The organism is Nocardioides szechwanensis (assembly GCF_900103935.1).
Classification (GTDB): domain Bacteria; phylum Actinomycetota; class Actinomycetes; order Propionibacteriales; family Nocardioidaceae; genus Nocardioides; species Nocardioides szechwanensis.
In genome coordinates, this window is sequence record NZ_FNIC01000002.1 from 457,791 (window position 1) to 484,394 (window position 26,604).

21 protein-coding genes are annotated in these 26,604 nt (G+C 71.8%); 13 read left to right on the forward strand and 8 right to left on the reverse strand.

The genetic code is table 11. The features are described 5' to 3' along the window. Positions 1-113 precede the first annotated feature (113 nt). Genes BLR90_RS07425 through BLR90_RS07440 form a run of 4 tightly spaced genes read left to right on the forward strand, consistent with a single transcriptional unit; the run spans position 114 to position 3,156 of the window. Positions 114-560, forward strand: a complete 447-nt coding sequence (locus tag BLR90_RS07425) for a Zn-ribbon domain-containing OB-fold protein (RefSeq protein WP_091024057.1) — start codon at positions 114-116, stop codon at positions 558-560. Further along, positions 557-1,753 (forward strand): lipid-transfer protein, encoded by a 1,197-nt coding sequence (locus BLR90_RS07430; protein ID WP_245715200.1) that lies wholly within the window; start codon positions 557-559, stop codon positions 1,751-1,753. Before BLR90_RS07425 ends, BLR90_RS07430 begins: the two co-directional genes overlap by 4 nt. A gap of 10 nt (positions 1,754-1,763) precedes the next feature. Continuing rightward, a complete protein-coding gene (locus tag BLR90_RS07435) occupies positions 1,764-2,567 on the forward strand; it encodes an enoyl-CoA hydratase (protein WP_091024059.1) in 804 nt (267 codons plus the stop codon). A gap of 13 nt (positions 2,568-2,580) precedes the next feature. Further along, positions 2,581-3,156 (forward strand): hypothetical protein, encoded by a 576-nt coding sequence (locus BLR90_RS07440; protein WP_091024061.1) that lies wholly within the window; start codon positions 2,581-2,583, stop codon positions 3,154-3,156. Here BLR90_RS07440 and BLR90_RS07445 read toward each other — a convergent pair. The 3 genes from BLR90_RS07445 to BLR90_RS07455 are packed head-to-tail and all read right to left on the reverse strand — an operon-like array spanning position 3,132 to position 5,745. After that, on the reverse strand, positions 3,132-3,497 hold the full coding sequence (locus BLR90_RS07445) for a YchJ family protein (protein ID WP_091024063.1): 366 nt from the start codon (positions 3,495-3,497) through the stop codon (positions 3,132-3,134). The two genes, BLR90_RS07440 and BLR90_RS07445, sit on opposite strands and share 25 nt — an antisense overlap. Continuing rightward, the gene (locus BLR90_RS07450; protein ID WP_170254412.1) at positions 3,494-4,318 is read right to left on the reverse strand and encodes an adenylate/guanylate cyclase domain-containing protein; all 825 of its coding nucleotides are present in this window, start codon (positions 4,316-4,318) and stop codon (positions 3,494-3,496) included. The genes BLR90_RS07445 and BLR90_RS07450 overlap by 4 nt, the downstream gene beginning before the upstream one ends. Next, a complete protein-coding gene (locus BLR90_RS07455) occupies positions 4,315-5,745 on the reverse strand; it encodes a WS/DGAT/MGAT family O-acyltransferase (RefSeq protein ID WP_307725108.1) in 1,431 nt (476 codons plus the stop codon). The genes BLR90_RS07450 and BLR90_RS07455 overlap by 4 nt, the downstream gene beginning before the upstream one ends. Positions 5,746-5,821: 76 nt before the next feature. Between BLR90_RS07455 and BLR90_RS07460 the strand changes: the two genes are divergently transcribed. The 3 genes from BLR90_RS07460 to BLR90_RS07470 all read left to right on the forward strand — a co-directional run bounded on the left by BLR90_RS07460 (position 5,822) and on the right by BLR90_RS07470 (position 15,326). Then, the gene (locus BLR90_RS07460; RefSeq protein ID WP_091024067.1) at positions 5,822-7,216 is read left to right on the forward strand and encodes a MoxR family ATPase; all 1,395 of its coding nucleotides are present in this window, start codon (positions 5,822-5,824) and stop codon (positions 7,214-7,216) included. Further along, on the forward strand, positions 7,209-9,257 hold the full coding sequence (locus BLR90_RS07465) for a vWA domain-containing protein (RefSeq protein ID WP_091024069.1): 2,049 nt from the start codon (positions 7,209-7,211) through the stop codon (positions 9,255-9,257). Before BLR90_RS07460 ends, BLR90_RS07465 begins: the two co-directional genes overlap by 8 nt. 225 nt (positions 9,258-9,482) lie before the next feature. Beyond that, on the forward strand, positions 9,483-15,326 hold the full coding sequence (locus BLR90_RS07470) for a DUF11 domain-containing protein (protein ID WP_245715217.1): 5,844 nt from the start codon (positions 9,483-9,485) through the stop codon (positions 15,324-15,326). Between the two features lie 33 nt (positions 15,327-15,359). On the opposite strand, the gene BLR90_RS07475 is transcribed toward BLR90_RS07470, so the two are convergent. Then, positions 15,360-16,205, reverse strand: a complete 846-nt coding sequence (locus BLR90_RS07475) for a cobalamin-binding protein (protein WP_091024073.1) — start codon at positions 16,203-16,205, stop codon at positions 15,360-15,362. A gap of 22 nt (positions 16,206-16,227) precedes the next feature. Between BLR90_RS07475 and BLR90_RS07480 the strand changes: the two genes are divergently transcribed. From BLR90_RS07480 to BLR90_RS07500, 5 genes are read left to right on the forward strand one after another with little or no spacing between them, the layout of a single operon-like run. Then, the gene (locus tag BLR90_RS07480) at positions 16,228-17,007 is read left to right on the forward strand and encodes a TSUP family transporter (protein WP_091024075.1); all 780 of its coding nucleotides are present in this window, start codon (positions 16,228-16,230) and stop codon (positions 17,005-17,007) included. After that, positions 17,004-17,636: a YigZ family protein gene (locus BLR90_RS07485; RefSeq protein WP_170254413.1), complete on the forward strand. Its 633-nt coding sequence runs from the start codon at positions 17,004-17,006 to the stop codon at positions 17,634-17,636. The genes BLR90_RS07480 and BLR90_RS07485 overlap by 4 nt, the downstream gene beginning before the upstream one ends. Further along, positions 17,633-17,956 (forward strand): pyridoxamine 5'-phosphate oxidase, encoded by a 324-nt coding sequence (locus BLR90_RS07490; protein ID WP_091024079.1) that lies wholly within the window; start codon positions 17,633-17,635, stop codon positions 17,954-17,956. The genes BLR90_RS07485 and BLR90_RS07490 overlap by 4 nt, the downstream gene beginning before the upstream one ends. Then, positions 17,956-18,696: a VOC family protein gene (locus tag BLR90_RS07495; protein ID WP_091024081.1), complete on the forward strand. Its 741-nt coding sequence runs from the start codon at positions 17,956-17,958 to the stop codon at positions 18,694-18,696. Before BLR90_RS07490 ends, BLR90_RS07495 begins: the two co-directional genes overlap by 1 nt. Positions 18,697-18,719: 23 nt before the next feature. Next, complete coding sequence (locus BLR90_RS07500) at positions 18,720-19,241, forward strand: DinB family protein (protein WP_091024083.1); 522 nt, start codon at positions 18,720-18,722, stop codon at positions 19,239-19,241. Here BLR90_RS07500 and BLR90_RS07505 read toward each other — a convergent pair. From BLR90_RS07505 to BLR90_RS07515, 3 genes are read right to left on the reverse strand one after another with little or no spacing between them, the layout of a single operon-like run. Continuing rightward, complete coding sequence (locus tag BLR90_RS07505) at positions 19,238-20,575, reverse strand: ABC1 kinase family protein (protein ID WP_091024085.1); 1,338 nt, start codon at positions 20,573-20,575, stop codon at positions 19,238-19,240. The two genes, BLR90_RS07500 and BLR90_RS07505, sit on opposite strands and share 4 nt — an antisense overlap. Positions 20,576-20,613: 38 nt before the next feature. After that, positions 20,614-21,291: a response regulator transcription factor gene (locus BLR90_RS07510; protein WP_091024087.1), complete on the reverse strand. Its 678-nt coding sequence runs from the start codon at positions 21,289-21,291 to the stop codon at positions 20,614-20,616. Next, positions 21,288-22,406, reverse strand: a complete 1,119-nt coding sequence (locus tag BLR90_RS07515; protein ID WP_091024532.1) for a sensor histidine kinase — start codon at positions 22,404-22,406, stop codon at positions 21,288-21,290. The genes BLR90_RS07510 and BLR90_RS07515 overlap by 4 nt, the downstream gene beginning before the upstream one ends. Positions 22,407-22,558: 152 nt before the next feature. On the opposite strand from BLR90_RS07515, the gene BLR90_RS07520 reads away from it, so the two are divergent. Next, positions 22,559-24,742, forward strand: coding sequence for an MMPL family transporter (locus BLR90_RS07520; protein ID WP_091024089.1), 2,184 nt, complete (start codon positions 22,559-22,561; stop codon positions 24,740-24,742). Here the strand turns inward: BLR90_RS07520 and BLR90_RS07525 are convergent. Next, the gene (locus BLR90_RS07525) at positions 24,674-26,389 is read right to left on the reverse strand and encodes a formate--tetrahydrofolate ligase (RefSeq protein ID WP_091024091.1); all 1,716 of its coding nucleotides are present in this window, start codon (positions 26,387-26,389) and stop codon (positions 24,674-24,676) included. The genes BLR90_RS07520 and BLR90_RS07525 overlap by 69 nt on opposite strands. Positions 26,390-26,604: the final 215 nt, after the last annotated feature.

Below are 26,604 nucleotides of genomic sequence, written 5' to 3' on the forward strand. Positions count from 1 at the left end.
AAATCGACCCTGATCGGCCGATTTGAGGTCGATTTCGTTCCGTACTTTCCCGGGCACCTGCGCGTCCGTGCGAGAATGAGAACCTGTTCTAGTTCCGGACGCTCGGAGGACGCATGACGGCCACACCTGCCATCGAGGGCTGGTTCACGACGGGTGCCGCACCGGCCCTGGTCGGGACCCGCTGCGCGACGTGCACGACGGTGTTCTTCCCCAAGGCCGACGGGTTCTGTCGCAACCCTGCGTGCGACGGCGAGACCTTCGAGGAGGTCGAGCTGTCCCGTCGCGGCCGGATCTGGTCCTACACCGACGCGCAGTACCAGCCGCCGCCGCCCTACATCCCCGCGGCCGATCCTTACGAGCCGTTCGCGCTCGCGGCCGTCGAGCTGCCCGAGGGCCTCGTCGTCCTCGGCCAGGTGGCGAAGGGCTACGGCGTCGACGACCTCAAGGTCGGCGACGAGGCCGAGCTGGTGGTCGAGACGCTCTACACCGACGAGACCGGCGAGCGCTCCATCTGGCGCTGGAAGCCTGTGACCGAGATGGGCCAGGAGGCCGACCAGTGAGCACCAGCAAGGACGTCGCCGTCGCCGGAGTCGGCATGCACCCCTGGGGCAAGTGGGGCAAGAGCTTCGTGACGTACGGCGTCCACGCCGCGCGTGCTGCCCTGACCGACGCCGGGATCCCCTGGCAGGACGTCGACCTGATCGTCGGCGGCGAGACCGTGCGCAACGGCTACGGCGGCTACGTCGCCGGCGCGACGTTCGCCCAGGCCCTGGGCTGGAACGGCGCCCGCGTCGCCACGTCGTACGCCGCCTGCGCGACCGGCGCCCAGGCCCTCGACACCGCGCGGGCCCGGATCCTCGCCGGCATGTGCGAGGTCGCGCTGGTCGTCGGTGCCGACACCACGCCCAAGGGCTTCCTCGCACCCAACGCGGGGGAGCGGTGGGACGACCCCGACTGGCTGCGGTTCCGGCTGCTCGGCATGACCAACCCGGCGTACTTCGCGCTCTACGCGCGCCGCCGGATGGACCTCTACGGCGCCACCCAGGCCGACTTCGCGCAGGTGAAGGTCAAGAACGCCAAGCACGGGCTGCACAACCCCAACGCCCGCTACCGCAAGGAGGTCAGCGTCGACGACGTCCTCGGCTCCGCGGTCGTCTCCGACCCGCTGCACCTGCTCGACATCTGCGCCACCTCAGACGGGGCCGCGGCGGTCGTGCTGACCAGCGTCGACTACGCGCGCCGCCACGGGCTCACCGACCCGGTCAAGGTGAAGGCCATCTCGACGGTCACGCCGACGTTCCCCAACACGGTCATGGACATGCCCAACCTCTCCACCGACTCGAGCGCGGTGGCCGGCGTGCCCGAGCGGACGTTCAAGGAGTCGATCGGCCACGCGGCGTACGAGGAGGCCGGGATCGGCCCCGAGGACGTCGACGTCGCCGAGGTCTACGACCTGTCGACCGCGCTCGAGCTGGACTGGATCGAGGACCTCGCGCTGTGCAAGCGCGGCGAGGCCGAGGCCCTGCTCCGCGCCGGCGACACCACGATCGGTGGCCGGATCCCGGTCAATCCGTCCGGCGGGCTGGCCTGCTTCGGCGAGGCCGTGCCGGCGCAGGCGCTGGCCCAGGTCTGCGAGCTCACCTGGCAGCTGCGCGGCCAGGCCGAGGGTCGCCAGGTCGAGGGGGCGCGCGTCGGGATCACCGCCAACCAGGGCCTCTTCGGGCACGGCTCCTCGGTGCTGCTGGCGATCTGAGGGGCTGACCATGTCGTACGTCGAGGTCGCGCGGCCGCACGACGCGGTCGCGGTGGTGACGCTCAACCGTCCTGAGCGGATGAACGCGATGTCGTTCGACGTGATGGTCCCGTTCCGCGATGCGCTGCTCGAGGTGGGCGCCGACGTCGGTGTCCGTGCCGTGGTCGTGACCGGCGCCGGCAAGGGCTTCTGTTCCGGTGCCGACCAGGAGTCGGCCGGCATCCCACCGGGCCTGGAGGGGCTGCCCCCGCCGGCCTACGCGCTGCGCGCCATGCAGCTGCTCGAGGACGTCGTGCTCACCCTCCGCCGGCTGCCGCAGCCGGTCATCGCGGCGGTGAACGGCGCCGCGATCGGCGGTGGACTGTGCCTCGCCCTGGCCTGCGACCTGCGGCTGGCCGCGCCGGCGGCGTACTTCCGCGCGGCCGGGATCAACAACGGGCTGACCGCCAGCGAGCTCGGCCTGAGCTTCCTGCTGCCTCGGGCGATCGGCTCCACCCGCGCCGCCGACCTGATGCTCACCGGGCGCGATCTCGGCGCTGAAGAGGCCGAGCGGATCGGCCTGGTCTCGTCGCTGCACGACGACGTCGTGGCCGCCGCGGTCGAGACCGGAGCCCGGATCGCCCGCCTCTCGCAGCCCGGCATCGAGCTCACCAAGAAGTCGCTCCAGGCCGGGATGGCGGCCTCGTCGCTCGAGGCGCACCTGACCTCCGAGGGTCTCGGCCAGCTCTACCTGCGGCTGCTCACCGACAACTTCGAGGAGGCCACCTTCGCCCGCAAGGAGGGCCGCGAGCCGGAGTTCCGCGACCGGCGTTGACTAGCCTGGCCCGGTGCCCGACCTGCCGCCAGCCGAGGTGCTGGACCTGTTCGCCGTACCAGGCGACCTCGCGCGGTTGCCCGGCGACCGCGGCGGCAGGGTCCGAGCGGGCGACCTGCTGCTCTCGCCCGGTCGTGACCCGGAGACGCAGGCCTGGCTGAGCCCCTTGCTGGCGCGGCTGGCGGTGCGCCTCGACGAGCGGCCGGGACGACGTCCGCGGGACCTGCGGATCGCCATGCCGGTGCCGGCGCGCGACGGCTCGTGGGTGGTGCGGGGGTGGGGTGCGAGCCGCTACGAGCCCGGCACCGATGTCTGCGACGACCTCGACGTGACCCTCGCCGCAGGGCGGCTGCTGCACGCCGAGCTCGACTCGCTGGTCCGCGAACGACCGACCGGCCTGGACGCCGACCCGGGCTCAGCCGGGCCGGACCAGCTCGTCCACGCCGCCCTGGACGGCAACGTGCTGCTCGACGCCCGCGGAGCACCGGTCGTGATCGACGTGACGCCGGCCTGGCGCACGGTGCGGTGGGCCGAGCAGGAGTGCCGCCGGAGCTTCCGGCTGCGTCAGGCCGAGGCCTCGCCGACGTAGACCCAGTCGCCGCGGCGCAGCTCGAAGACGCTGCGCTCACGCCGCTCCCCGGCCGTGCCGCCTCGCGAGTAGGCCGCCACGAACTCCACCCAGTCGTCGCCGGAGTCGACGATGGTCAGACCGGTCCAGGTCAGCGACGGATCCGGCGCGAGCTCGTCCGGTCGGGTGCGGGGGTGCCAGGTCCGGAAGACGAAGTCGAGGTCGCCGACGGCGTATGCCGCGTAGCGGGCCCGCATCAGCTCCAGGGCACTGACCGCCCGGGCGGAGCCACGGTGCAGCCGCCCGCAGCACGCGTCGTACGTCGCGCCGCTCCCGCAGGGACAGGGTTGCTGGAGCTTCATCTGGCGTCCTTCCGCTCGACGCGGAACAGCTCGTGCCGGCCGGGCAGGCCGCGCAGCTCGACGTCCGCGGCCTTGACCAGCTCCACCGCAGCGTCGTCGTCGAGCGCCTCGACGACCGCGGCGCTGGCCAGCACCTCGCCGCCGACTGCCTTGTCCGCGACCCGCGCCGCCATCGCGACGTTGCGCCCGAAGTAGTCGCCGTCCCGGCTGACCACCGTGCCGGTGTGGATGCCGATGCGCACCCGCACCGGCCGCAGCTTCGGGTCGAGGCTGCGGCGCAGGTCGCGCTGGACCCCGAGCGCGGCGCGGCAGGCGGCCTCGGCGTCGCGGAAGGCCACCATGAAGCCGTCGCCCGCGGTCTTGACGACCTGGCCGCGGTAGCGCTCGACCCGCGAGCGGACCACCGTGTCGTGTGCCGCCAGCAGCCGCACCCACGCGGCGTCACCGAGCCGGTGGTTGAGCTCGGTCGACCCCTCGATGTCGGAGAAGAGCAGCGTGACGGTGCCGTCGGAGGCCGCGATGTTGGCGATCTCGGTGCGCTCGTCGGCCGCCCAGCTCGCCAGGTCGTCCAGCGACCGCCCGAGCAGCCCGGCGAAGCCGTGCTCGCGCACCCGGGTCGCCGTCTCGACGACGCGGCGTACGGCGCGCTCGGTGGCGGTGGCCGCAGGCCGGGGCCGCAGCGCCGCGTCGAGGTCGGCCTCGAGCGCGGCCGAGCGCTTCCGCTCGGCGCTCAGCTCGGACCGCGCCCGCAGCAGGAGTACGACGGTCAGCGCAAGCCCGGCGCCGAGCACCGCGACGGCGACTGCCAGCAGCTCGGTCACGCCAGTGCTGCCTCGAGCCGGTCGAGCTCCTCGCCGGCGTAGACCGCGATCTTCTGGAGGCTCGGGATCGAGTCGCGGCAGCCGGTGAAGCCGATGTTGAACTCGCCGTCGTAGCTCACGGCGGTGATGTTGAGGGCCTGGCCGTTGAACAGCAGGCTGACCGGGTAGATCTCCTCCATCCGCGAGCCGTCGAGGTAGCGCGCCTCGGCCGGGCCGGGCACATTGGAGATCACCAGGTTGGAGGCCGGCCGCCCGCGGCCGCCGACGCCGAGGATCGCCTGCGCCATGAACGGCAGCATCAGCACCGCCGTGTAGGCGTCCATCGCGACCCCCGAGACCTCCGGCAGCCGCGCCTTGCCGAGCCGGGTCGAGGCCTTGATCGCCGTGATCCGCTCGACCGGGTCGTCGATGTCGCTCCCGAGCGTCGCGTAGAGGAACGTGATCGCGTTGCCCACCTTGGCGCTGCTCCCCTCGCGAACCGAGACCGGGACGTTGGCGGTGAGGCTCTCGCCCGGCAGCTGGTCGTGCTCGGTCAGGTAGCGCCGCAGCGCCCCTCCGCAGATGGTCAGGAAGACGTCGTTGAGGCTGCCGTCGGCGGCCTTGGCCACCGCCCGCAGCCGGTCGATGGAGTAGTGCTGGGTCGCGAACCGGCGCGGGGTGTGGATGCGCCCGTTGAAGATCGACTTCGGCGCGCGGAACGGTGCCGCCTGGTCGTCGTCACCGAGGCCGGTGACGGTCTCGACGTACGTCTTGCCGAGCGAGTAGGCGACCGAGACGCCGCTCTTGATCCCGTCGACCAGCAGCGAGCCCCCGTCGCCAGCAGCCCTCTCCGGGACGCGCGCCGGCTTCGGCGCGACCTCGAGGCCGGACTGGTCCGGACCGCGGGTGCCGATCGCCCACGGCGGCAGCATGTCGCGGGCGTCGGGGTCGGCGGAGAGGATGCGGCGCAGCAGCCGGATGCCGCCGACGCCGTCGACCTGCGAGTGGTGCGCCTTCATGTACAGCGACCAGCGGTCCTTCTCCTGGCCCTCGATGACGTGGCACTCCCACAGCGGGTAGCGGCGGTCCATCTTGGCCGAGTGGAGCCGCGAGACCAGGACGCCGAGCTCGCGCTGGGAGCCGGCGCCGGGCAGCGCCGAGTGGCGCAGGTGGTAGTCGAGGTCGATCTCGTCGTCAGGCAGCTCGACCCAGCTCGGCACCGGGGTCCTGTGGAAGAGGTAGTTGAACGGCGGCGCGAACTCGTGGCACTCACGCCACCGCGCCACTAGGTCCTGCACGAACGTCGGTCGGTCCTCCGGCACCCGGAACGTCGCCAGCATCCCCACCTGCATGGGGGTCCGGTGACTTTCGGCAAACAGCCATGCCGAGTCGTTGACGGCCAACAGCTTGCGCCCCACTGTGTCTCCTCGTCTTGCTCCCGGGCGCACCTTAGTGCCCCGTGAAGAACCGTGGGAGCCGTCTTGGACCGCGCTCCAGGATTGCGCGGGCGGCTAGGTTCGGAGAGTGACAACCTCTGAGGCTCCCACCATCTCCACCGTCGGCGAGCTGCGCGCGTCCGGGCACGTGCACCGGTCGCTGCGCACCGAGATCCGCGACAACCTGCTGGCCGCCCTGGCCGAGGGGCGCGACCCCTGGCCGGGCCTGCACGGTTTCGGTACGACGGTGATCCCGCAGCTCGAGCGCGCGCTGCTCGCCGGGCACGACGTCGTGCTCCTCGGTGAGCGCGGCCAGGGCAAGACCCGGCTGCTGCGCACCCTGTCCGGGCTGCTCGACGAGTGGACCCCCGTGATCTCGGGCTCCGAGCTCGGTGAGCACCCCTACGAGCCGATCACGCACGCCTCGCAGGCGGCGGTGGCGACGTACGGCGACGACCTGCGCATCTCGTGGCGCCACCGCGACGAGCGCTACGCCGAGAAGCTCGCCACCCCGGACACCTCGGTGGCCGACCTGATCGGCGACGTCGACCCGATGAAGGTCGCGGAGGGGCGCTCGCTGGGTGACCCGGAGACCATCCACTTCGGGCTGATCCCGCGCAGCCACCGGGGGATCGTCGCGATCAACGAGTTGCCCGACCTCGCCGAGCGGATCCAGGTCGCGATGCTCAACGTGATGGAGGAGCGCGACATCCAGATCCGCGGCTACGTGCTGCGGCTGCCGCTCGACGTGCTCGTCGTGGCCAGCGCCAACCCCGAGGACTACACCAACCGCGGCCGCATCATCACCCCGCTCAAGGACCGCTTCGGCGCCGAGATCCGCACCCACTACCCGATCGAGCTCGACGCGGAGATCTCCGTCATCCGCCAGGAGGCCGACCTGGTGGCCGAGGTGCCCGACTACCTGGTCGAGATCCTCGCCCGCTTCACCCGCAACCTGCGCGAGTCGTCGTCGGTCGACCAGCGCTCCGGCGTCTCCGCGCGATTCGCGATCGCCGGGGCCGAGACCATCGCCGCGGCCGCCCTCCACCGCGCCACCGTGCAGGGCGAGGACGCCGCCGTCGCCCGGGTCGTCGACCTCGAGACCGCCGTCGACGTGCTCGGCGGCAAGATCGAGTTCGAGTCCGGCGAGGAGGGCCGTGAGGACGAGATCCTCACCCACCTGCTCCGCACAGCGACCGCCGAGACCGTGCGCGCCCACTTCCGCGGCCTCGACCTCACGCTGCTGGTCGACGCGATCGAGTCCGGCGCGATGGTCACCACCGGTGAGCAGGTCACCGCCCGCGACTTCCTCACCGGCCTGCCGGTGCTGGGCGAGTCCGAGCTGTACGACGACCTGTGCGACCGCCTCGACGCCACCAACGACGGCCAGCGCGCCGGCGCCATCGAGCTCGCCCTCGAGGGCCTCTACCTCGCCCGCAAGATCGGCAAGGACTCCGACGGATCCGAGACCGTCTATGGCTAGGCCAGGTCACAGCAGGGCGTCCCGTTTCAAGCGGTACGACGGCGGCGACCCGCTGGCGCCGCCGGTCGACATCGCCGAGGCGCTCGACGCCATCGGCGAGGACGTGATGGCCGGCTACAGCCCCGAGCGGGCGATGCGTGAGTTCCTGCGCCGCGGGGGCAAGGACCAGCAGGGCCTGGACGACCTCGCCCGGCGGGTGGCCGAGCGACGCAAGGACCTGCTCCAGCGGCACAACCTCGACGGCACCCTCCAGGAGGTCAAGGAGCTCCTCGACCACGCCGTCCTCGAGGAGCGCAAGCAGCTCGCCCGCGACGCGATGATGGACGACGCCGACCGGGCCTTCGCCGAGATGCGCCTGGAGAACCTCCCCGACTCCACCTCGGCCGCCGTCAGCGAGCTCGCCGACTACGACTGGCAGAGCCGCGAGGCCCGCGAGGACTACGAGAAGATCAAGGACCTGCTCGGCCGGGAGCTGCTCGACCAGCGCTTCGCCGGCATGAAGCAGGCGCTCGAGAACGCCACCGACGAGGACCGGGCCGCGGTCAACGAGATGCTCCAGGACCTCAACAGCCTGCTCGCGAAGCACCGTGAGGGCTCCGACACCGACGACGACTTCCGTCAGTTCATGGACAAGCACGGCGACTTCTTTCCCGAGAACCCGCAGGACATCGACGAGCTGCTCGACGCGCTCGCCCAACGCGCCGCCGCGGCCCAGCGGATGCGCAACTCGATGACCCAGGAGCAGCGCGACGAGCTCGACGCCCTTGCTGCGCAGGCGTTCGGGAGTCCCGAGCTGATGCAGTCGCTGTCCCAGCTCGACGCCAACCTCCAGGACCTCCGCCCCGACGAGGACTGGGGCTCCTCCGAGCGCTTCGACGGACAGCAGGGGCTCGGTCTCGGCGACGGCACCGGCGTACTCCAGGACCTGGCCGACCTCGACGCCCTGTCCGACCAGCTCTCCCAGTCCTACGGCGGCGCGCGCATGGACGACGTCGACCTCGACAAGCTCGCCCGCCAGCTCGGCGACCAGGCCGCCGTCGACGCCCGCACCCTCAAGGAGCTGGAGAAGGCGCTGCGCGACAGCGGCACCCTGCGCCGCGACTCCACCGGCCAGCTCAAGCTCACGCCCAAGGCGATGCGCCAGCTGGGCAAGGCGCTGCTCAAGGACGTCGCCGACAAGATGTCCGGGCGCCAGGGGCAGCGCGACCTGCGCCAGTCCGGCGCCGCGGGGGAGCGGTCGGGCGCTACCCGCGAGTGGGCGTTCGGCGACACCGAGCCCTGGGACGTCACCCGCACCATCACCAACGCTGTCGTACGCACTGCCTCCGAGGGCGGCGACGCCTCCGCCGGCGTCCGGCTCGACCTGCGCGACGTCGAGGTCACCGAGACCGAGGCTCGCACGCAGGCCTGCGTGGCGCTCCTGGTCGACACGTCGTTCTCGATGGCGATGGACGGCCGTTGGGTGCCGATGAAGCGCACTGCGCTCGCCCTGCACACCCTGATCAAGTCGCGCTTCCGCGGCGACGCGCTCCAGCTGATCGCGTTCGGCCGGCACGCGCAGGTGATGGACATCGAGGAGCTCACCGCGCTCGACGCCATGTGGGACAAGGGCACCAACCTCCACCACGCCCTGCTGCTGGCCAACCGCCACTTCCGCAAGCACCCCAACGCTCAGCCGGTGCTGCTGATCGTCACCGACGGCGAGCCGACCTCGCACCTCGAGGCCGACGGCGAGGTCTACTTCTCCTACCCGCCGCACCCGCTGACGGTCGCCTACGCCGTACGCGAGCTCGACAACGCCGGTCGCTTCGGCGCCCACACGACGTTCTTCCGCCTCGGCGACGACCCTGGACTAGCCCGCTTCATCGACTCGATGGCCAAGCGGGTAGACGGAAATGTGGTCGCACCGGAGCTCGACGACCTGGGCGCTGCCGTGGTCGGCTCCTACCTCGGCTCACGCGGGTCGAGCAGCCCGATGAGCCAGGTGCGCAGCGCCTACGGCGACTGGTTCGGCGGTCGCGGCTTCTGGGTCGGCGACTGATCCGTTTGCTGGACGCCGAGCCCCGGCTGGTGCCACACTGAGTTTGGACCAGGTTCTGCCGGGTCCGTTCAGGGTCCTCACGATGTGGGGGCTAGGGGGCAACACAAGACGCTCGTAGACGAGCAAAACACGGCTGGGGGGCCGGCGACCATGTCGCTTTTGCGTGTAATTTCGCGTTCATTCCGTACTCCGCGGGCTCGGATCACTGGGCCGCTCTCGTTGCTGGTGGTCGCCTCCGGGCTGACCCTGCTGCCGATCGCTCCGGCGTCGGCGACCACGGGTGTGTCGAGCTTCGTGTGTGGCAGCAACACCGTCTACACCGTGTCCGGCAGCTCGTCGTTCGGCATCGACAAGGTCAACGCGCTCACCGGCGCGGCGTCCGACAACGGGAACTTCTCGGCCGACAACGACGACGCCGTCAACGCGCTCGCCCTGCCGGCCGGCGGCGGTCGCTACATCTACGCGTTCAACCGCAGCACCAACAAGGTGCTGCGCTTCGACGCCACGACGTCGTCGACGAGCAGCTACACCGCGCCCTCCAACAGCGAGGCCTCGAGCGTCGTCGCGGGCGCGATCAACCCGGCGACGGGCATCTACTACTACGCGTCCGGCGGCTCGACCTGGACCGTCAACGCGTTCAACACCAACACCAACACCGCGATCGGCAAGGTCGCCACGATCTCCGGCACCGGCCTCTCCGGCAACGGCGACTTCGCCTTCGACGCGCTCGGCAACCTCTACGTCGTCAGCAACGCCAACTCGACCGCAGCCGGCACCCTCGCCCGGGTCAACGAGGCCATCCCCACCACGGCCGGCAGCGCCGCGCTGACGATCACCGTCCTCACCAACACACCCGACGACTCCGGGCAGTACCACTCGATGGCGTTCGACTCCTCCGGCGCGCTGGTCATCGGCAGCGGCAGCGGCAAGGTCATCCGGGTCAACCCGAGCACCGGCGCGATCATCTCGAGCGTCACCACCGGCACCTCGTTCGCCGACATGGCCTCCTGCGCGCTCCCCAGCACCGCCTCGGCCAACGTCAACCTGCCCAGCGGCCGCTACGCCTCGACCGACCAGTTCACGGTCTCGATCACCGGCAACGGCGTGACCTCCGGCAACACCGGCACCACCGCCGGCACCGACACCGGCCTCCAGTCCAACACCGCTGAGGTCGCCGGACCGGTCGTCGTGCTCCCGTCCTCGTCGTACACGATCACGCAGACCGCGGCCGGCGGGGCCAACCTGGGCAACTACGTCACCACCTGGAAGTGCGTGGACGGCAGTGGCACCACCATCGCGTCGGGGACCGGCAGCACCGGCACGTTCACCGTGCCCGCGGCCAGCGGCGCCAACGTGACCTGCACGTTCACCAACACCCCGAAGTTCCCGGCGATCCTGCTCGACAAGACCGCCTCGTCGGTCAACGACCTCGATGGCAACGGTCAGGACGCCGGCGACACCATCACCTACTCGTTCCTGGTCACCAACACCGGCCAGGTCAGCCTCGACCCGGTGACGGTCTCCGACCCCAAGCTCGGCGCGATCACCTGCCCCACCGGCGCACTCACCGCCGGCGCGTCCCGGTCCTGCACCAACAAGACCTACACGCTGACCCAGGCCGACATCGACACAGGCAAGGTCGACAACACCGCGACCGCCTCGGGCACCTCGCCGACCGGCGTCGTTGTCACTTCGCCTGACACCGTCTCCACGACGGTCACGCCCAGCCCCGCCGTCGAGCTCGACAAGACGCCCTCGGCGATCTCGGACAACGACAGCAACGGGCACGACGCCGGCGACACGATCACCTACGGCTTCAAGGTCACCAACACCGGCAACGTGACGCTCAACCCGGTCACGGTCCACGACCCGCTCTTCGGCGGTACGTCGCCCAACGTCACCTGCCCGACCGGTGCGGTGGCTCCGGGCGCGTCGATCACCTGCACCAGCAAGACCTACACGCTGACGCAGGCCGACGTGAACGCCGGCAAGGTCGACAACACCGCGACCGCCACGGGCACCGCGCCCAGCGGCGTCAAGGTCACCGACCCCGACTCCACCACCAGCTCGATCGCCACCGTCCCGGCGATCGAGCTGGACAAGACCGGCAGCGCCGTCAACGACCTCGACGGCAACGGTCCCGACGCCGGTGACACCGTCACCTACGGCTTCAAGGTCACCAACATCGGCAACGTGACGCTCAACCCGGTCACGGTCCACGACCCGCTCTTCGGTGGCACGTCGCCCAACATCACCTGCCCGTCGGGCGCGGTCCTGCCCGGTGCCTCGATCACCTGCACCGGCAAGACCTACACGCTGACGCAGGCCGACGTCGACGCCGGCAAGGTCGACAACACCGCCACCGCCACGGGCACCGCACCCGGCGGCGCCAAGGTGACCGACCCCGACTCCGTCTCGACCATCGTCGGCCGCACCCCGGCCGTCGAGATCGACAAGACCGCCGGGGCGCTCAACGACCTCGACGGCAACGGCGCAGACGCCGGAGACACGATCACCTTCGGCTTCCTGGTGACCAACACCGGCAACGTGACGCTCAACCCGGTCACGGTCGACGACCCCAAGCTCGGCGGGGCGATCGCCTGCGGGACCGGCGTACTCGCTCCCGGAGCGTCGCGGACCTGCACGCCCAAGACCTACACGCTGACCCAGGCCGACGTGAACGCCGGCAAGGTCGACAACACCGCGACCGTCACCGGCACCACGACGCTCGGCACCACGGTGACCGACTCCGACTCGACCACGAGCCCCCTCGGCGCGACGCCCGGGATCGAGCTCAACAAGACGGTCTCGGCGATCTCGGACGTCGACGGCAACGGCGTCGACGCCGGTGACACCCTCACCTACGCGTTCACCGTGAAGAACGTCGGCAACGTGACCCTCAACCCGGTCACGGTCCACGACCCCCTCTTCGGCGGTACGTCGCCCAACGTCACCTGCCCCACCGGGCCGCTGGCCCCGGGTGCATCCGTGACCTGCACCAGCAAGACCTACACGCTCACCCAGGCCAAGGTCGACGCGGGCACGGTCGCCAACACCGCCACCGCCACCGGCACGCCGCCGACCGGCCCGAACGTCACGGCCGACGACTCGACCACCACGACGATCCCGGCAACGCCCGTGATCGAGCTGGACAAGACCGCCGGCGTCCTGAACGACGTCGACGGCAACGGTCCCGACCTCGGTGACACGATCACCTACGGCTTCAAGGTGACCAACACCGGCAACGTGACGCTCAACCCGGTCACGGTCCACGACCCGCTCTTCGGCGGTACGTCGCCCAACGTCACCTGCCCGACCGGGCCGGTCGTCCCGGGTGCGTCGATCACCTGCACGGGCAGGACATACACGCTGACCCAGGCCGACGTGAACGCCGGCACCGTCGACAACACCGCGACCGCGACCGGCACCGCGCCGAGCGGCACCAAGGTGACCGACCCGGACTCCACCAGCACCCCGGTGCCGCCGCACGCCGACATCGCCCTGGACAAGAGCGCCTCGGCAATCTCCGACGTGGACGGCAACGGGCACGACGCCGGTGACACGATCACCTACACGTTCGAGGTGACCAACACGGGCAACGTGACGCTCAACCCGGTCACGGTGGCCGACCCCAAGGTCGGCCCCGTCACCTGCCCGGGCGGCGCGCTGGCTCCGGGTGCCTCACGGGCCTGCACGCCCAAGACCTACACGCTGACGCAGGCGGACGTCGAGGCCAGCGAGATCCGCAACACCGCGACCGTGACCGGCACCACGCCGGGCGGGGGCACGGTGACCGACGACGACTCGACGCTGACCACCATCGCCGTCGAGCCGTCGATCGAGCTGGACAAGACCGCGGGTGCGGTGACCGACGTCGACGGCAACGGTCCCGACGCCGGTGACAAGGTCACCTACGGCTTCAAGGTGAAGAACATCGGCAACGTGACCCTCAACCCGGTCACGGTCCACGACCCGCTCTTCGGCGGTACGTCGCCCAACATCACCTGCCCGACCGGTGCGGTGGCTCCCGGTGCGTCGATCACCTGCACCAGCAAGACCTACACGCTGACGCAGGCCGACGTCGACGCCGGCAAGGTCGACAACACCGCGACCGCCACGGGCACCTCGCCCAACGGCACCGAGGTCACCGATCCCGACTCCACGTCGACCCCGATCGCTGCCCACCCGGGCATCGAGCTGGTCAAGACGGCGAGCGCGATCAACGACCTCAACGGAAACGGCACGGACGCCGGTGACACGATCACCTACTCGTTCGAGGTGACCAACACCGGCAACGTCACCCTGACCGACCTGGTCCTGGGCGACCCCAAGATCGGCCCGGTCACCTGCCCCTCCGCGCCACTGGCGCCGGGTGCGTCGGTGGCCTGCTCGCCGCGCACCTACTCGATCACCGAGGCCGACGTCACCGCCGGCCAGGTGCACAACACCGCCACCGTGCGCGGCACGGCACCCGACGGTGAGGAGGTCGAGGACGACGACTCCACCACGACCCCGATCACCCCGGCCCCGCCGAGCAAGTCCAACATCCGCGTGACCAAGAGCGTCGACGACACCAGCCCGCGGGTCGGTGACGTCGTGACCTACACGCTCGTCGTCACCAACGACGGGCCCGCCGCGGCCGACGACGTGGTGCTGAAGGACGTGCTCCCGCCGGGGGTCACCTTCGTCTCCGCAGACGCCCCGTGCACCCTCGCCGGCTCGACCGTGACCTGCGCCTTCGGGACGCTCGCCGCAGGCGCGTCGAAGACGGTCACAATCCAGGCGAAGGTCAACGCGCTGCCGCCGGCCGGAGCCGGCGACCAGCACTGGATCGACGTACAGAAGACCGAGGCGCAGCTCGACCTCGAGCCCGGTCAGCAGCGGACGATGACCGTCTCCTGCATGTCGGGCTACGTGATGACCGACGGGTCCGGCCGCATCGACCACGTCGACCAGGACACCGGCACGCTCGCCTCGCCGCGCATCCTCGAGTCGCGCGCGGTCGGTCTCGACACCTGGCAGATGACGGCGGTCAACCAGGCCACCGGACGAGCCCAGCTCAAGGTCTTCGGGCTCTGCGTGAAGCAGCAGACCGAGGTCGTCAACGGCCACAGCCACGCACTCCAGGTCGGCGGCGTCGTCACCGAGACGAAGCCGATCGGCGCGGGCCAGACCACGTCGACGCTGACCTGCAACCCGGGCCAGGTGCCGATCCAGCCGGGCTACCAGCTCGACGGGACGGCCAACGTGCCCACGTCGTACCCCTCCGGCGCCACCGGCTGGACCTTCGCGGTCAGCGCCGGGGCCGACGGTACGGCGACCACGGGGACGTTCACGATCCGCTGCCTGGACCGTGCGCTCACCACCGCGGCCGGGCACAGCCACAACCTCAGGCTCGACGAGATCATGCAGTCCGTGGTCGTCCAGCCCGGCCAGGTCGCGGAGATCACGCTGAGCTGTGCGGCTGACGCCAAGGGGATCGTGGCCGGCTACGACCTCGACCACGGTCTGGTCAACCTCGGCAACGACCCGCGGCCGATCGTCCGCGTGTTCAAGCTCTACAACCCGACGTCCGGTCCGCTGGGCGCGAGGCTGTGGCTGCTGTGCCTCGGCAACCGCACCACGGGTGGCGAGGGCACCGCGACCGTCGTGAACACGGCGTCCGCGACCACGTCGACGGCCGAGACCACGACCGCCGACAACAGCGACAGCGCCCAGTTCGTGATCGACTCCTCGGCCCCGCCGGCCGGTTTCGCCAGCCTGGCGGCGCCGACGGTGACGGTGATGTCGGGCGCCAAGTCCCAGGCCTCGGTGCAGTGTGCGGCCGGCGCTCGCGCCTGCCAGGGCACAGCGGTGCTGATGGCCAGCAAGACCCAGAAGCTCAACGGGGTCGTCGTCCGCAAGGGCGCGGTGCTGGCCAAGGCGACGTACCGGATCGCCGCCGGGCGGAAGGTGATGGTGGTCCTCAAGTCCACCGCGACCGGCCGCAAGGCCCTGGGCTCGGCGTCGCTGAAGAGCGCCAAGCTGAAGATCGCCGGCACCACCAAGGTGGTGCGGATCCGTCACTGACGCCACGGTGCCTTCTCCGGGGCACGCCTGGGCCTAGCCCCGCAGGATCCGCGCAAGCTCCTCGACGCCGTCGACGAGGCGGGTCCCGGGGCGGGCCCAGGCGGCGTTGGCGTCGACGGCGTGCACGGGCACGCCGGACGGCAGGACGCCGCGGCTGACCAGCTCGTCGGCCAGCGCCTGCGCGCCGGGGAGGTCGTAGCCGCAGGGCGCCACCACGATCACGTCGGGACGCGCCTCGTGGACGTCCTCCCAGGTCACGCGCACGGACTTGCTGCCGGCGGTGCCGAGCACCGACTCGCCGCCGGCGGCCTCGATCATCTCGGGGATCCAGTGGCCCGGCGCGAACGGCGGGTCGGTCCACTCCAGCAGTACGACGCGTGGTCGCGGCCCGGCGGGCACGCCCGCGCGCACCGCCTCCAGCCGTCCGCGCAGCGACGTCACCAGGGCGTCGGCCTCGCCCTCGTGGCCGGTCGCCTTGCCGAGCACGAGGATCGAGTCGAACACCTCGTCCAGCGTGTGCGGGTCGATCGTCAGGACCTCCGCCGTACAGCCCAGATGGGCGAGGGCCTCGTCGACCACCGAGACGTCGACGGCGCAGACGGCGCACAGGTCCTGGGTGACGACCAGGCCGGCGTCGAGGCCGGCCAGGGCACCCTCGTCGAGGTGGTAGAGGTCCTCGCCGCGGGCCATCGCGCCCACCACGAACGCGTCGATCTCCGCCGGGGCCAGCCCTTCGGGCATCGCCGAGGTGGACACGATCGTGCGCGTCCTGGCCTCGGCCGGGTGGTCGCACTCGAAGGTCACGCCCACGACGTCGTCCCCCGCGCCGACGGCGAAGAGGATCTCGGTGGTCGAGGGGAGCAAGGACACGATGCGCACGCGGTGAGCCTAGGCTCCGTCCGTGGACGACCCGAGCCTGACCGTGCTGCTGCTGCTCGGGCTGGCGGCGGTCACGGCCGGCTTCGTGGACGCGGTGGTCGGCGGCGGCGGGCTGGTCCAGCTCCCGGCGCTGCTGCTGGGGCTCCCCGGCGCCACCCCGGTGCAGGTCCTCGCGACCAACAAGCTCGCCTCCATCTGCGGTACGACGGTCAGCTCGGCGACGTACTACCGGCGGGTCAAGCCGGACCCACGCACGTTCCTCCCGCTGATGGCCCTGTCGTTCGTGGGCGCGGTCCTCGGTGCGGGCGTGGCGTTCCTGATCCCACGCTCGGCGTTCGACCCGATCGTGCTGGTGGTGCTGGTCGCGGTCGGCGCCTACGTCGTACTGCGCCCCGAGATCGGCGACACCACGACGCTGCGCTTCGCCGGGCGCCGGCACACCTCTGCCGCGATGCTCACCGGGCTCGCGGTCGGCTTCTACGACGGGGCGCTCGGGCCGGGCACCGGCAGCTTCTTCGTGTTCATCCTGGTCGGCCTCCTCGGCTACTCGTTCCTGGAGGGCTCGGCCAAGGCCCGGCTGGCCAACTGGGCCACCAACCTCGGGGCGCTGGTCGTCTTCGTCCCGCAGGGCGCCGTGCTCTGGAAGGTCGGGCTGCTCATGGGCGCGGCCAACCTGGTGGGCGGCTACCTCGGGGCGCGGATGGCGGTCTGGCGCGGCGCGGGGTTCGTGCGTGTGTTCTTCATCGTGGTGGTCTCGGCGTTCGTGGTGCGGATCGGCGGCGGGGTGGTCGGCCTGTGGTGAGCGGCTACCGCACGGTCGCCCGCGACGCCGAGGCCGAGACCGAGGTGAAGCGCTCGCGCTTCCTGGCCACGCTGGTCCGGGTCGAGTCCGAGGACGCCGCGCGCGCGGTGGTGGCCCGGCTCCGCAAGGAGCACTGGGACGCCCGGCACCACTGCACGGCCTACGTCCTCGGCCCCGAGGCCGCGATCGAGCGCTCCAGCGACGACGGCGAGCCGGCCGGCACCGCCGGTGCGCCGATGCTCGAGGTGCTGCGCGGGCACGGGCTCTCCGACGTGGTCGCAGTTGTCACCCGCTGGTTCGGCGGGACGCTGCTCGGCGCCGGCGGGCTGGTGCGCGCCTACGGCGACGCCGTGCGCGCCGGCCTCGACGCGGCCGGGACGCTGCGCCGCGACCTGCTGACCGAGCACCTGCTGGACCTCGGACATGCCGACGCCGGCCGGATCGAGGGCGAGCTGCGCCAGCGGGGCGTCACCGTGCTCGACACGTCGTACGGCGCCGTGGTGACCCTGCGACTAGCCGTGCCGCCGGACGGTGAGGAGCGGCTCGCCGGCCTGGTCGCCGAGCTGACCGGCGGCACGGGAGCCACGAGCCCCGCAGGACAGCGCTGGGTCGATAGCCTCGACCCATGAGCATCCCCGTCGACCTGGCCGACCTCGACCGCACGCTCGCAGACTTCGACGCGGGCTACCTGCTCACCACCTCCGACGAGCGGGTCAAGGCCGTCAGCGTCGCGCCCGACCTGGTCGACGGCGTGCTCGTCGCCCGGTCGCCGGGCCGGGGGTCGTGCGCCAACGTGGCCGCCAACCCCCAGGCCACGGTGCTGTTCCCGCCACGGTTGGCGCTCGGCTTCACGCTCCTCGTCGACGGCACCGCCGAGGTCGACGGCGACGACGTGCGGCTCACGCCGACCTCCGCCGTCCTGCACAAGTCCGTCGGAGGGGCCGCCTGATGACGCCCTTCTGGGTCAGCGCCTTCCTCGACCTCGCCGACGACGACTTCGCGCGGGGCGTGGTGTTCTGGGCGGAGGTCACCGGCTACCGGGTCTCGTCGCCGCGTGGCGACAGCGAGGAGTTCGCGACCCTGGTCCCGCCCCAGGGTGACGACTTCCTCCGGGTGCAGAAGCTGGCCGTCGGGCCGTCCCGGATCCACCTCGACGTCCACGTCGACGACCCGCAGGTCGCGGCCGAGGAGGCGGTCGCCCTCGGCGCCCGGGTCGTGCACCGGTCCAGGCACGGCTACGTCGTCGTGGCCTCTCCCGGGGGCTTCGTCTACTGCCTGGTGGCCCACCCCGCCGGGGTCCGGCCCCCGCCCGCCGGCTGGCCGGGCGGCTCGTCGCTGGTCGACCAGGTCTGCCTCGACATCCCGGCGGCCGGCTTCGACGAGGAGTGCGCGTTCTGGCAGGCGGTGACCGGCTGGGAGCTCCAGGAGGCCGGCCCGGAGTTCCGCCGGCTGGTCCGCCCGGCGGGGATCCCGCTACGCCTGCTGCTCCAGCGGCTCGACGACCCGGCCGGGCAGGTGAGCGCCCACCTCGACCTCGCCAGCAGCGACCGCGCTGCGGAGGCGGCGCGCCACGAGCGGCTCGGGGCGCGGGTCCTCTCGGTCAACGAGCACTGGACCGTGCTGGCCGACCCCGCCGGCTCGGCGTACTGCATCACCGACCGCGACCCCGAAACCGGGCTGCTGCCCTGAGCGCAGACCGCTAGCGTCGGGGCATGGACTCCGAGCAGCGTGGCTTCCCGCCCAACAACGCCGACGAGCGCACCACGCTCCTGGCCTTCCTCGACTGGCACCGCAACACCCTGCGGATCAAGACCGCCGGTCTCGGCGCCACCCAGCTCGACACCCCGCACCCGCCGTCGGACATGACGCTGGGCGGGATGCTCAAGCACCTGGCCTACGTCGAGAACTGGTGGGCCCGCTCGATCATGGCCGGCCACGACGACGAGCCGTGGGCCTCGGTCGACTGGGACGCCGACGGCGACTGGGACTGGCACAGCGCCAAGGACGACAACCCCGCCCAGCTGCGCGATCTCTTCGACGCCGAGGTCGACAAGGCCGACGCGGTGATCGCCTCGTTCACCAGCCTGGACGCGCCGTCGGCGCGCAAGAGCGGGCGCACCGGCGAGCACTTCAACCTGCGCTGGGTGCTGGTCCACCTCGTCGAGGAGTACGCCCGGCACAACGGCCACGCCGACCTGATCCGTGAGGCGATCGACGGCACCGTCGGCCACTAGCTCGGGTCGGCGAACCCCGGCAGGTAGTCGGTGAGGATCTGCCGGAACGGCGCTTCGGCTTCGAGCTGGCTGAGCACGCCGATGCCACCGATCCAGGTGCGGTGGATGAGCATGTACGACGGCGGCAGGTTGAGCTTGATCGCGACCGTGTAGGTGGGCTCGCGGGGGTTGTTGATGCGCTGGAACTGCTCGCGCATCCACTCCCGGTTGAACTGGAAGCGCTCGACCAGCGTCGGCTCCACCAGCGGGGAGAGGTAGTCGACCAGCAGGTCGGGGTCGATCTTGATGTTGTCCTTGATGAAGCCCTCGCGGCGCAGCTCGGCCATCAGCGGCTCCTTGTCCGCCAGTGCGGTGAGCCGGATCAGGGTGCCCATCGCGTCGGGGAAGCGGCCCTCGGGCAGCCGGGCCACGGCGCCGAAGTCGAGCACGCCAAGGCGACCGGGCGAGCCGTCCTTGGCGGGGATCACCCGGTAGTTGCCGGGGTGCGGGTCGGCGTGGAGCATGCCGGTGCGGGTCGGGCCCTCGAAGAGGAACTTCACCATCAGCTCGCCGTAGTGGTTGCGCTCCTCGACGGTGCCGTCGCGGATGACCTGCGCGAGGGACGAGTCGGAGTCGAGCCACTCGGTGACCAGCACCTCACCGCCGACGTCGACGACGTCCGGTACGACGATGTCGGGGTCATCGCGGAAGACCTCCGCGAACGCACGCTGCGCCTCCGCCTCGAGGCGGTAGTCGAGCTCGTCCTCGGCGCGCGCCTGGACCTCCTCGACCAGCGGCTTGATGTCGATGCCGGGGAAGAGAGGCCCGATCGTCCGGGCCAGGCGGGCGAGCTGGCGCAGGTCGGAGCGCAGGGCGTCGCCGGCGCCGGGGTACTGCACCTTGACGGCCACCTCGCGGCCGTCGTGCCAGCGGCCCTTGTGCACCTGCCCGATCGAGGCGGCGGCGGTCGGCCCGCCGTCCAGCCACACCAGACGGTCGGGCCAGTCCGGGCCCAGGTCGCGGGTCAGGATGTCACGCACGGTCTGGGTGGGCATCGGCGGCGCGGAGTCCTGGAGCCGGGTCAGCTGTTCGCGGTAGGGGCCGGCCAGGTCCTCCGGAAGTGCCGCCTCGAAGATCGACAGCTGCTGGCCGAACTTCATCGCCCCGCCCTTGAGCTCACCCAGCGTGCGGAACAGCTGCTCCGCCGTACGTTGCTGGATCTCGCCCATCACCTGCTCGGCGGGCGCACCTCCGAGCCGTCGGCCGAGACCCATCGCACTGCGGCCCGCGAAGCCCAAGGGCAACGCCGCCAACCTGGCCGTACGTGCTGCTGCCTTGCGGGGGAGGTCGGCCATGCGCCCATTGTTCCAGGGGGTCCCTGATCGCCTGCGCCTCAGGCGCCGCCGTCGCGCCGGGCGGCGTCGACGAGACCGCTCTCGTAGGCGAAGACGACCAGCTGCGTGCGGTCCCGCAGGTCGAGCTTGGTGAGCAGGCTGGAGACGTGGGACTTCACCGTCGCGGCGCCGATGAACAGCTCCCCGGAGATCTCGGTGTTGCTGGCGCCCTGGGCGACGGCGAGCAGCACCTCGCGCTCCCGCTCGGTGAGCCGTTCGGCCTGGGCGGCGGTCGCCGTGTCGACCGCGAGGCGCTGGGCGAACCGGCCGATCAGCCGCCGGGTGATGGACGGCGCCAGGAGCGCACCCCCGGACGCCACGGTGCGGACGGCGACCGGCAGCTCCTCGGGCGGGATGTCCTTGAGGATGAAGCCGCTCGCGCCCGCGCGCAGGGCCTCGTAGACGTAGGCGTCCGGCTCGAAGGTGGTGAGGATCAGCACCCGGACCGGCCAGTCCGCCTCGGCCAGGATCCGGGCGGTCGCCTCGAGCCCGTCCATCTCGGGCATCCGGATGTCCATCAGGATGACGTCGGGCCGCGTGGCCCGGGCGACCTCGATCGCCTCCGCCCCGGTGCCCGCCTGGCCCACCACCTCGAGGTCGTCCTGCTGGCCGAGCACCATCGCGAAGCCGCCGCGGACCAGGGCCTGGTCGTCGACCACGACGACCCGGATCGTCATGCGCCGTCCCCGAGGGGCAGCACCGCGAGCACCTGGAAGCCGCCACCGGAGCGCGGCCCCGCCTGGAGGCTGCCCCCGAGGAGCTGCGTCCGCTCGCGCATCCCGACCAGCCCGTGCCCAGAACCGGCTCGGACCTGGCTGCCGGGTCCGTCGTCGGCGACGTCGATGGTCATCGCACGGTGGTCGACGCGGATGCCGACCGCGACCGACGTACCCGGGCCGGCGTGCTTGAGGGCGTTGGTCAGCGCCTCCTGGACGATGCGGAACGCGAAGAGGTCGACGCGACCGGGCAGGCCGGGGGGTGCGGGGTCCGCGTCCAGCGACACGTGGAGCCCGGCCTCGCCGAGCTGGGAGACCAGGCGGGGTACGTCGGCCAGGCCGGGCTGCGGCCCCAGCTCGCCGTCGGCGCTGTCCGGGCGCAGCACCTGGAGGAGGTGACGGAGCTCGCCCAGCGCCTGGCGGCCGGCCTGCTCCACCGCGGCCATCGCCTGGACGGCTCCCTCGGGGTCGACGCGGGCGACGGTCTTGGCGGCGCCGGCCTGGACGGTCATCAGGCTGACGCCGTGGGCGACGACGTCGTGCAGCTCGCGGGCGATCCGGGTCCGCTCCTCGGCCAGCACCCGGCTCTCCTGGGCAGCCTGCTCGCGGACGAGCAGGGCGGCCCGCTCCGCCCGCTGGCGGACCACCAGGCCCGCGGACCACACGAGCACGGTGACCAGGGCGCCACCGACCGCGTCGGCCACCGTGGCGTCGGCCGTGAGCGCGTCGACCATGGCGAAGCCGAGGGCACTGGCGACGACCAGCCCGTTGGCCACCCGGCCGGGGGAGTAGCGGCCCACGCTGTAGAGCGACACCAGGGTGGCGACGCCGACGTGCCCGAAGTCGAACGTGATCGACAGCGCGGCGCAGGCCAGCACCACGGCGAAGACCGCCACCGGCTGCCGGCGGCGGCCGAGCAGGGCCACGGCCGCGACGGCGAAGACGAGGTACGCCGGGAGCGGGACGTCGCCGAAGGTGCGGAAGGCGCTGTCCTGGCCGTTGCGCGCGAAGACCAGCACGCTCGCCAGGAACGAGGCGCCGACCAGGGCAGCGTCCGCGGAGCGGCGAGGGGGCATCTGGCCACTGTAGGGCGCTGCGGGCGCGCGCAACTCCGTCTGGAGGAGGGGCTCCGGGTCCGCCTCGTGGGGGGCGACCACTGGCCTCGTCGCACGGCACCGTCGTACCCATCAGCGACCGCCGAGGCCGCCGCCCCACGAGGAGACAGACCATGAACCGCTTCAGTCGCAGCATCGGAACCGCCAGCGCCAGGCACCCGTCGCGCACGATCGTGGGCTGGGTGGCGCTGCTGCTGGCGGTGGTGTTCCTCGCGGCCGGCGGCGGAGGCTCGTTCGTCGACGACTTCGTCGCACCTGGCAGCGAGAGCGGCCGGGCACTGGAGCAGCTCGAGGAGGACTTCCCGGAGGCGGCACAGGGCTCCGCACTGGTGGTCTTCGCCTCAGAGGACGGGCAGCCCCTGGCGGCCCACCGGCGGGCGATCGACGCAGTCATGGTCGAGGTCGCGCTGGCCCAGCACGTCGAGGGCTTCGGCGACCCGCTCCGCGTCGGAACGGTCTCGGCCGACGGCCGGGTCGGGTTCGTCGAGCTCACCCTCGACGCGCCCGGGGTCGACCTGGGCAAGGGCTCGCTCGCGGACCTGACGGACGTGGTCGAGACGTCCGACGTACCCGGTCTGCGGGTCGAGCTCGGCGGCGACGCCGTCTTCCTCAACGCGCCGGACGAGAGCTCACCCAGCGAGGGGATCGGCATCCTGGTCGCCCTGCTGGTGCTGCTGGTCGCGTTCGGCACCATCGTGGCGGCTCTGGTGCCGATCGCTCTCGCCCTGGTCTCGGTGGGTGCCGGTATCGGCGGGATCCTGCTGCTTGCCGGCTCCATGAACGTCTCGGTGTCCGCGGTCCCGGTCGCCGGGGTGGTCGGGCTCGGCGTCGGCATCGACTACGCCCTGTTCATCGTCGCCCGCTACCGGGAGAACCGCGAGGCCGGGCAGGACAACGAGCGGGCGCTCGCCGGCGCCATGGGCTCGTCCGGAGCCGCGGTGATCTTCGCCGGCGGCACCGTCGCCGTCGCGATGTCCGCCCTCGCCCTGACCGGGCTCGGCCTGCTCACCTCGATCGGCCTGGCCACCGCCATCGTGGTGCTGGCAGCGGTCGCCGCCGCGCTCACCCTGCTGCCCGCCCTGCTCGCGCTGCTCGGCGACCGGATCGACACCGGCCGGGTGCTGCGCCACCGCCCCGCGGCTCGCCCCTCCGACAGCGCCTGGTGGCGCTTCGGTCACCGCGTCGCCGGGAGGCCGTGGCCCTACCTGCTCGGTGCGACCGTGGCCCTGCTCGCGCTGGCCGCTCCGGCACTGTGGATCCAGACGGCGTTCCCGGCCGCCGGCGACGCGCCGAGCGGCACGACGTACCGCCAGGCCTATGACCTGCTCGAGGAGGGCTTCGGTCCGGGCGTCAACGGCCCGCTGCTCCTCGTGGTCGACCTGGAGGCCCCGGGTGCGGGTGCCGCCGACCTGACCACCCTGACCGAGGCCGTCGCTGCCAACGCGCACATCGCCTCGGTGAGCGCTGTGCGGACGTCGGCCGACGGCGGTACGGCGGTCCTCACCGCGATGCCGACCACCGGCCCGGCGGACCTCGAGACCTCGGTCGCGATCGCCGAGGTCCGGGACCTGCTGCCCGGCAACGTCCGCGTCTCCGGGATCACGGCCACGACCGACGACCTCACCACCCAGCTGAGCGACACCATGCCGCTGTTCGTGGGGGCGGTGCTGGTGGCGTCGTTCCTGCTGCTGATGCTGGTCTTCCGGTCCGTGGTCGTCCCACTAAAGGCGGCCGTGATGAACCTGCTGTCGATCGGCGGTGCCTACGGCGTCCTGGTCGTGGTCTTCCAATGGGGCTGGGGCAGCAGCCTGATCGGGCTCGAGGGCCCGACCCCGATCACCTCGCTGATTCTGGTGATCATGTTCCCGATCCTGTTCGGCCTGTCGATGGACTACGAGGTGTTCCTGCTGTCGCGGGTCCGCGAGGAGTACGTGCGGACCGGCGACAACACCGAGTCGGTCGCCCGCGGCCTCGCCGGCACGGGCCGCGTGATCACCTCGGCGGCGCTGATCATGGTCGCGGTCTTCCTCGCCTTCGTGGCCAGCCCGGTCCCGTCGCTCAAGATGCTCGGCCTGGGCCTCGCGACCGCCGTACTCATCGACGCGACGGTGGTCCGGATGATCCTGGTGCCGGCGACCATGGCGCTGCTGGGCAGGGCCAACTGGTGGCTGCCGGCCTGGCTCGACCGGGTCCTGCCCCGCCTCACCGTCGAGGGCGAGGCGTCCCCGCTAGAAGAGCCCGACCACGTTGCCGTCGGCGTCGAGGTCGATCCGGCCGGCGTTGGGGTGCTTCGGTAGTCCCGGCATGGTCCGCATGTCTCCGCAGATCGCGTAGACGTAGCCGGCCCCCACGGAGGCACGTACCTCGCGCACCGGCATCCGCCAGCCCGTGGGGGCACCCTTCAGCTTGGGGTCGGAGCTGATCGACAGGTGGGTCTTGGCAATGACCACCGGCAGCCGGCCGAAGCCGAGTCGCTCGAAGTCGGCCAGCCCCTTGGCCGCGGCGGGGGAGAGATCGATGCCGTCGGCGCCGTAGACCTGGGTGGCGATGGTCTCGATCTTCTCCACGAGCGGGACCGACAGATCGTAGAGGAACTTGAACGCGGACCCGTCCTGCAGCGACTCCATGACGACCTCGGCCAGCTCGCCGGCTCCGGCGCCGCCCTCGGCGACGTGGCGGGTGACCGCGCAGCGGACGCCGAGGCGCTCGCAGAGATGGCGGATGACCTCGTGCTCGGAGGCGTGGTCTTCAGGGAACGCGTTGATGGCCACGACCGGCGTGACGCCGAAGCGCTGCACGATCCCGATGTGCGCCTTGAGGTTGGGCAGCCCCGCGGTGACGTCGCCGGGGTTCTCCTCGAGCATCGTCGGCGGCAGGTCCTTGCCGGGGCGGATGTCGTAGCGGCCGGAGTGGGCCTTCATCGCCCGGACCGTGGTGACGACCACGGCCAGGTCGGGGGTCAGGCCGTCGGCTCGGCACTTCACGTCGAAGAAGCGCTCGGCACCCATGTCCGCGCCGAAGCCGGCCTCGGTCACGACGATGTCGGCGTGCGCCAGGGCGATCCGGTCGGCGATCACCGACGACGTACCGGTGGCGATGTTGCCGAACGGTCCGCAGTGCACCAGCGCCGCGCCACCCTCGAGGGTCTGCAGGAGGTTGGGCTTGAGCGCGTCCTTGAGGATCACCGCCATCGCCCCGGCCGCCCCGAGCTGCTCGGCGGTGACCGGCTCACCGGTCCAGGTGCTGCCGACCACGATCCGGCCCAGCCGCTCGCGCATGTCACGCAGCGACGTGCTGAGCGTCAGGATCACCATGACCTCGCTGGCCGCGGTGATGTCGAAGCCGGTCTCGCGCGGTACGCCGTCCATCCGGGCGCCGAGCCCGACCACGACGTTGCGGAGCGACCGGTCGTTGACGTCCATGACTCGCCGCCAGGTCACGCTGCGGGGGTCGAGACCGACGGCGCTGCCGTGGTGCAGGTCGTTGTCGACCATGGCCGCCAGCAGGTTGTGGGCCGCGGTGACGGCGTGGAAGTCGCCGGTGAGGTGGAGGTTGACCCGCTCCATGGGCACCACCTGGCTGTAGCCGCCACCGGCGGCCCCGCCCTTGATCCCGAACGTCGGCCCCATCGACGGCTGCCGCAGGGTCACGACCGCCTTCGCGCCGCGCTGGACCAGCCCCTGCGCGAGACCCACGCACGTGGTCGTCTTGCCCTCCCCGAGCGGCGTGGGCGTCACGGCCGTGACGACGACGTACTTGGCCCTTCCTCCTGGCGCCCGGCCCACGTCCAGCGCCTTCAGATCGATCTTCGCGACGCCCGCGCCGTAGTGCTCCAGGTGGGCCTCCTCTATCCCGAGGTCGGCCGCGACCTCCGAGATGGGCCGCAACGTGGCGGCGGTGGCGATCTCCAGGCTGGACGGAGGGGCGGGGGTGCTCGCAGTCATGTCCCCTGCCTACTCCCTCGGGGTGCCGGGTCAGCAGGGACGAAGGTCACCTATGTGTGCGTCGACGGCCCCGCTTCCTTCGCTGGTCGAGCCGGGGGAGCGCAGCGAGCCCGTGTCGAGACCCGGCGACGTGACTGCCTCCGCAGGGGACTGGGGCCCGCGCGCGTAGCGTCTCGGGCCTCGAAACCACCAACGTAAAGACTCAGAAACCTCTC

Bases quoted from the DNA above. Each gene is read 5' to 3' on its own strand.
- BLR90_RS07425 (WP_091024057.1), top strand. From the start codon at position 114: ATGACGGCCACACCTGCCATCGAGGGCTGGTTCACGACGGGTGCCGCA.
- BLR90_RS07435 (WP_091024059.1), top strand. From the start codon at position 1,764: ATGTCGTACGTCGAGGTCGCGCGGCCGCACGACGCGGTCGCGGTGGTG.
- BLR90_RS07445 (WP_091024063.1), bottom strand. From the start codon at position 3,497: ATGAAGCTCCAGCAACCCTGTCCCTGCGGGAGCGGCGCGACGTACGAC.
- BLR90_RS07465 (WP_091024069.1), top strand. From the start codon at position 7,209: ATGGCTAGGCCAGGTCACAGCAGGGCGTCCCGTTTCAAGCGGTACGAC.
- BLR90_RS07490 (WP_091024079.1), top strand. From the start codon at position 17,633: ATGAGCATCCCCGTCGACCTGGCCGACCTCGACCGCACGCTCGCAGAC.
- BLR90_RS07495 (WP_091024081.1), top strand. From the start codon at position 17,956: ATGACGCCCTTCTGGGTCAGCGCCTTCCTCGACCTCGCCGACGACGAC.
- BLR90_RS07500 (WP_091024083.1), top strand. From the start codon at position 18,720: ATGGACTCCGAGCAGCGTGGCTTCCCGCCCAACAACGCCGACGAGCGC.
- BLR90_RS07505 (WP_091024085.1), bottom strand. From the start codon at position 20,575: ATGGCCGACCTCCCCCGCAAGGCAGCAGCACGTACGGCCAGGTTGGCG.
- BLR90_RS07510 (WP_091024087.1), bottom strand. From the start codon at position 21,291: ATGACGATCCGGGTCGTCGTGGTCGACGACCAGGCCCTGGTCCGCGGC.
- BLR90_RS07515 (WP_091024532.1), bottom strand. From the start codon at position 22,406: ATGCCCCCTCGCCGCTCCGCGGACGCTGCCCTGGTCGGCGCCTCGTTC.
- BLR90_RS07520 (WP_091024089.1), top strand. From the start codon at position 22,559: ATGAACCGCTTCAGTCGCAGCATCGGAACCGCCAGCGCCAGGCACCCG.
- BLR90_RS07525 (WP_091024091.1), bottom strand. From the start codon at position 26,389: ATGACTGCGAGCACCCCCGCCCCTCCGTCCAGCCTGGAGATCGCCACC.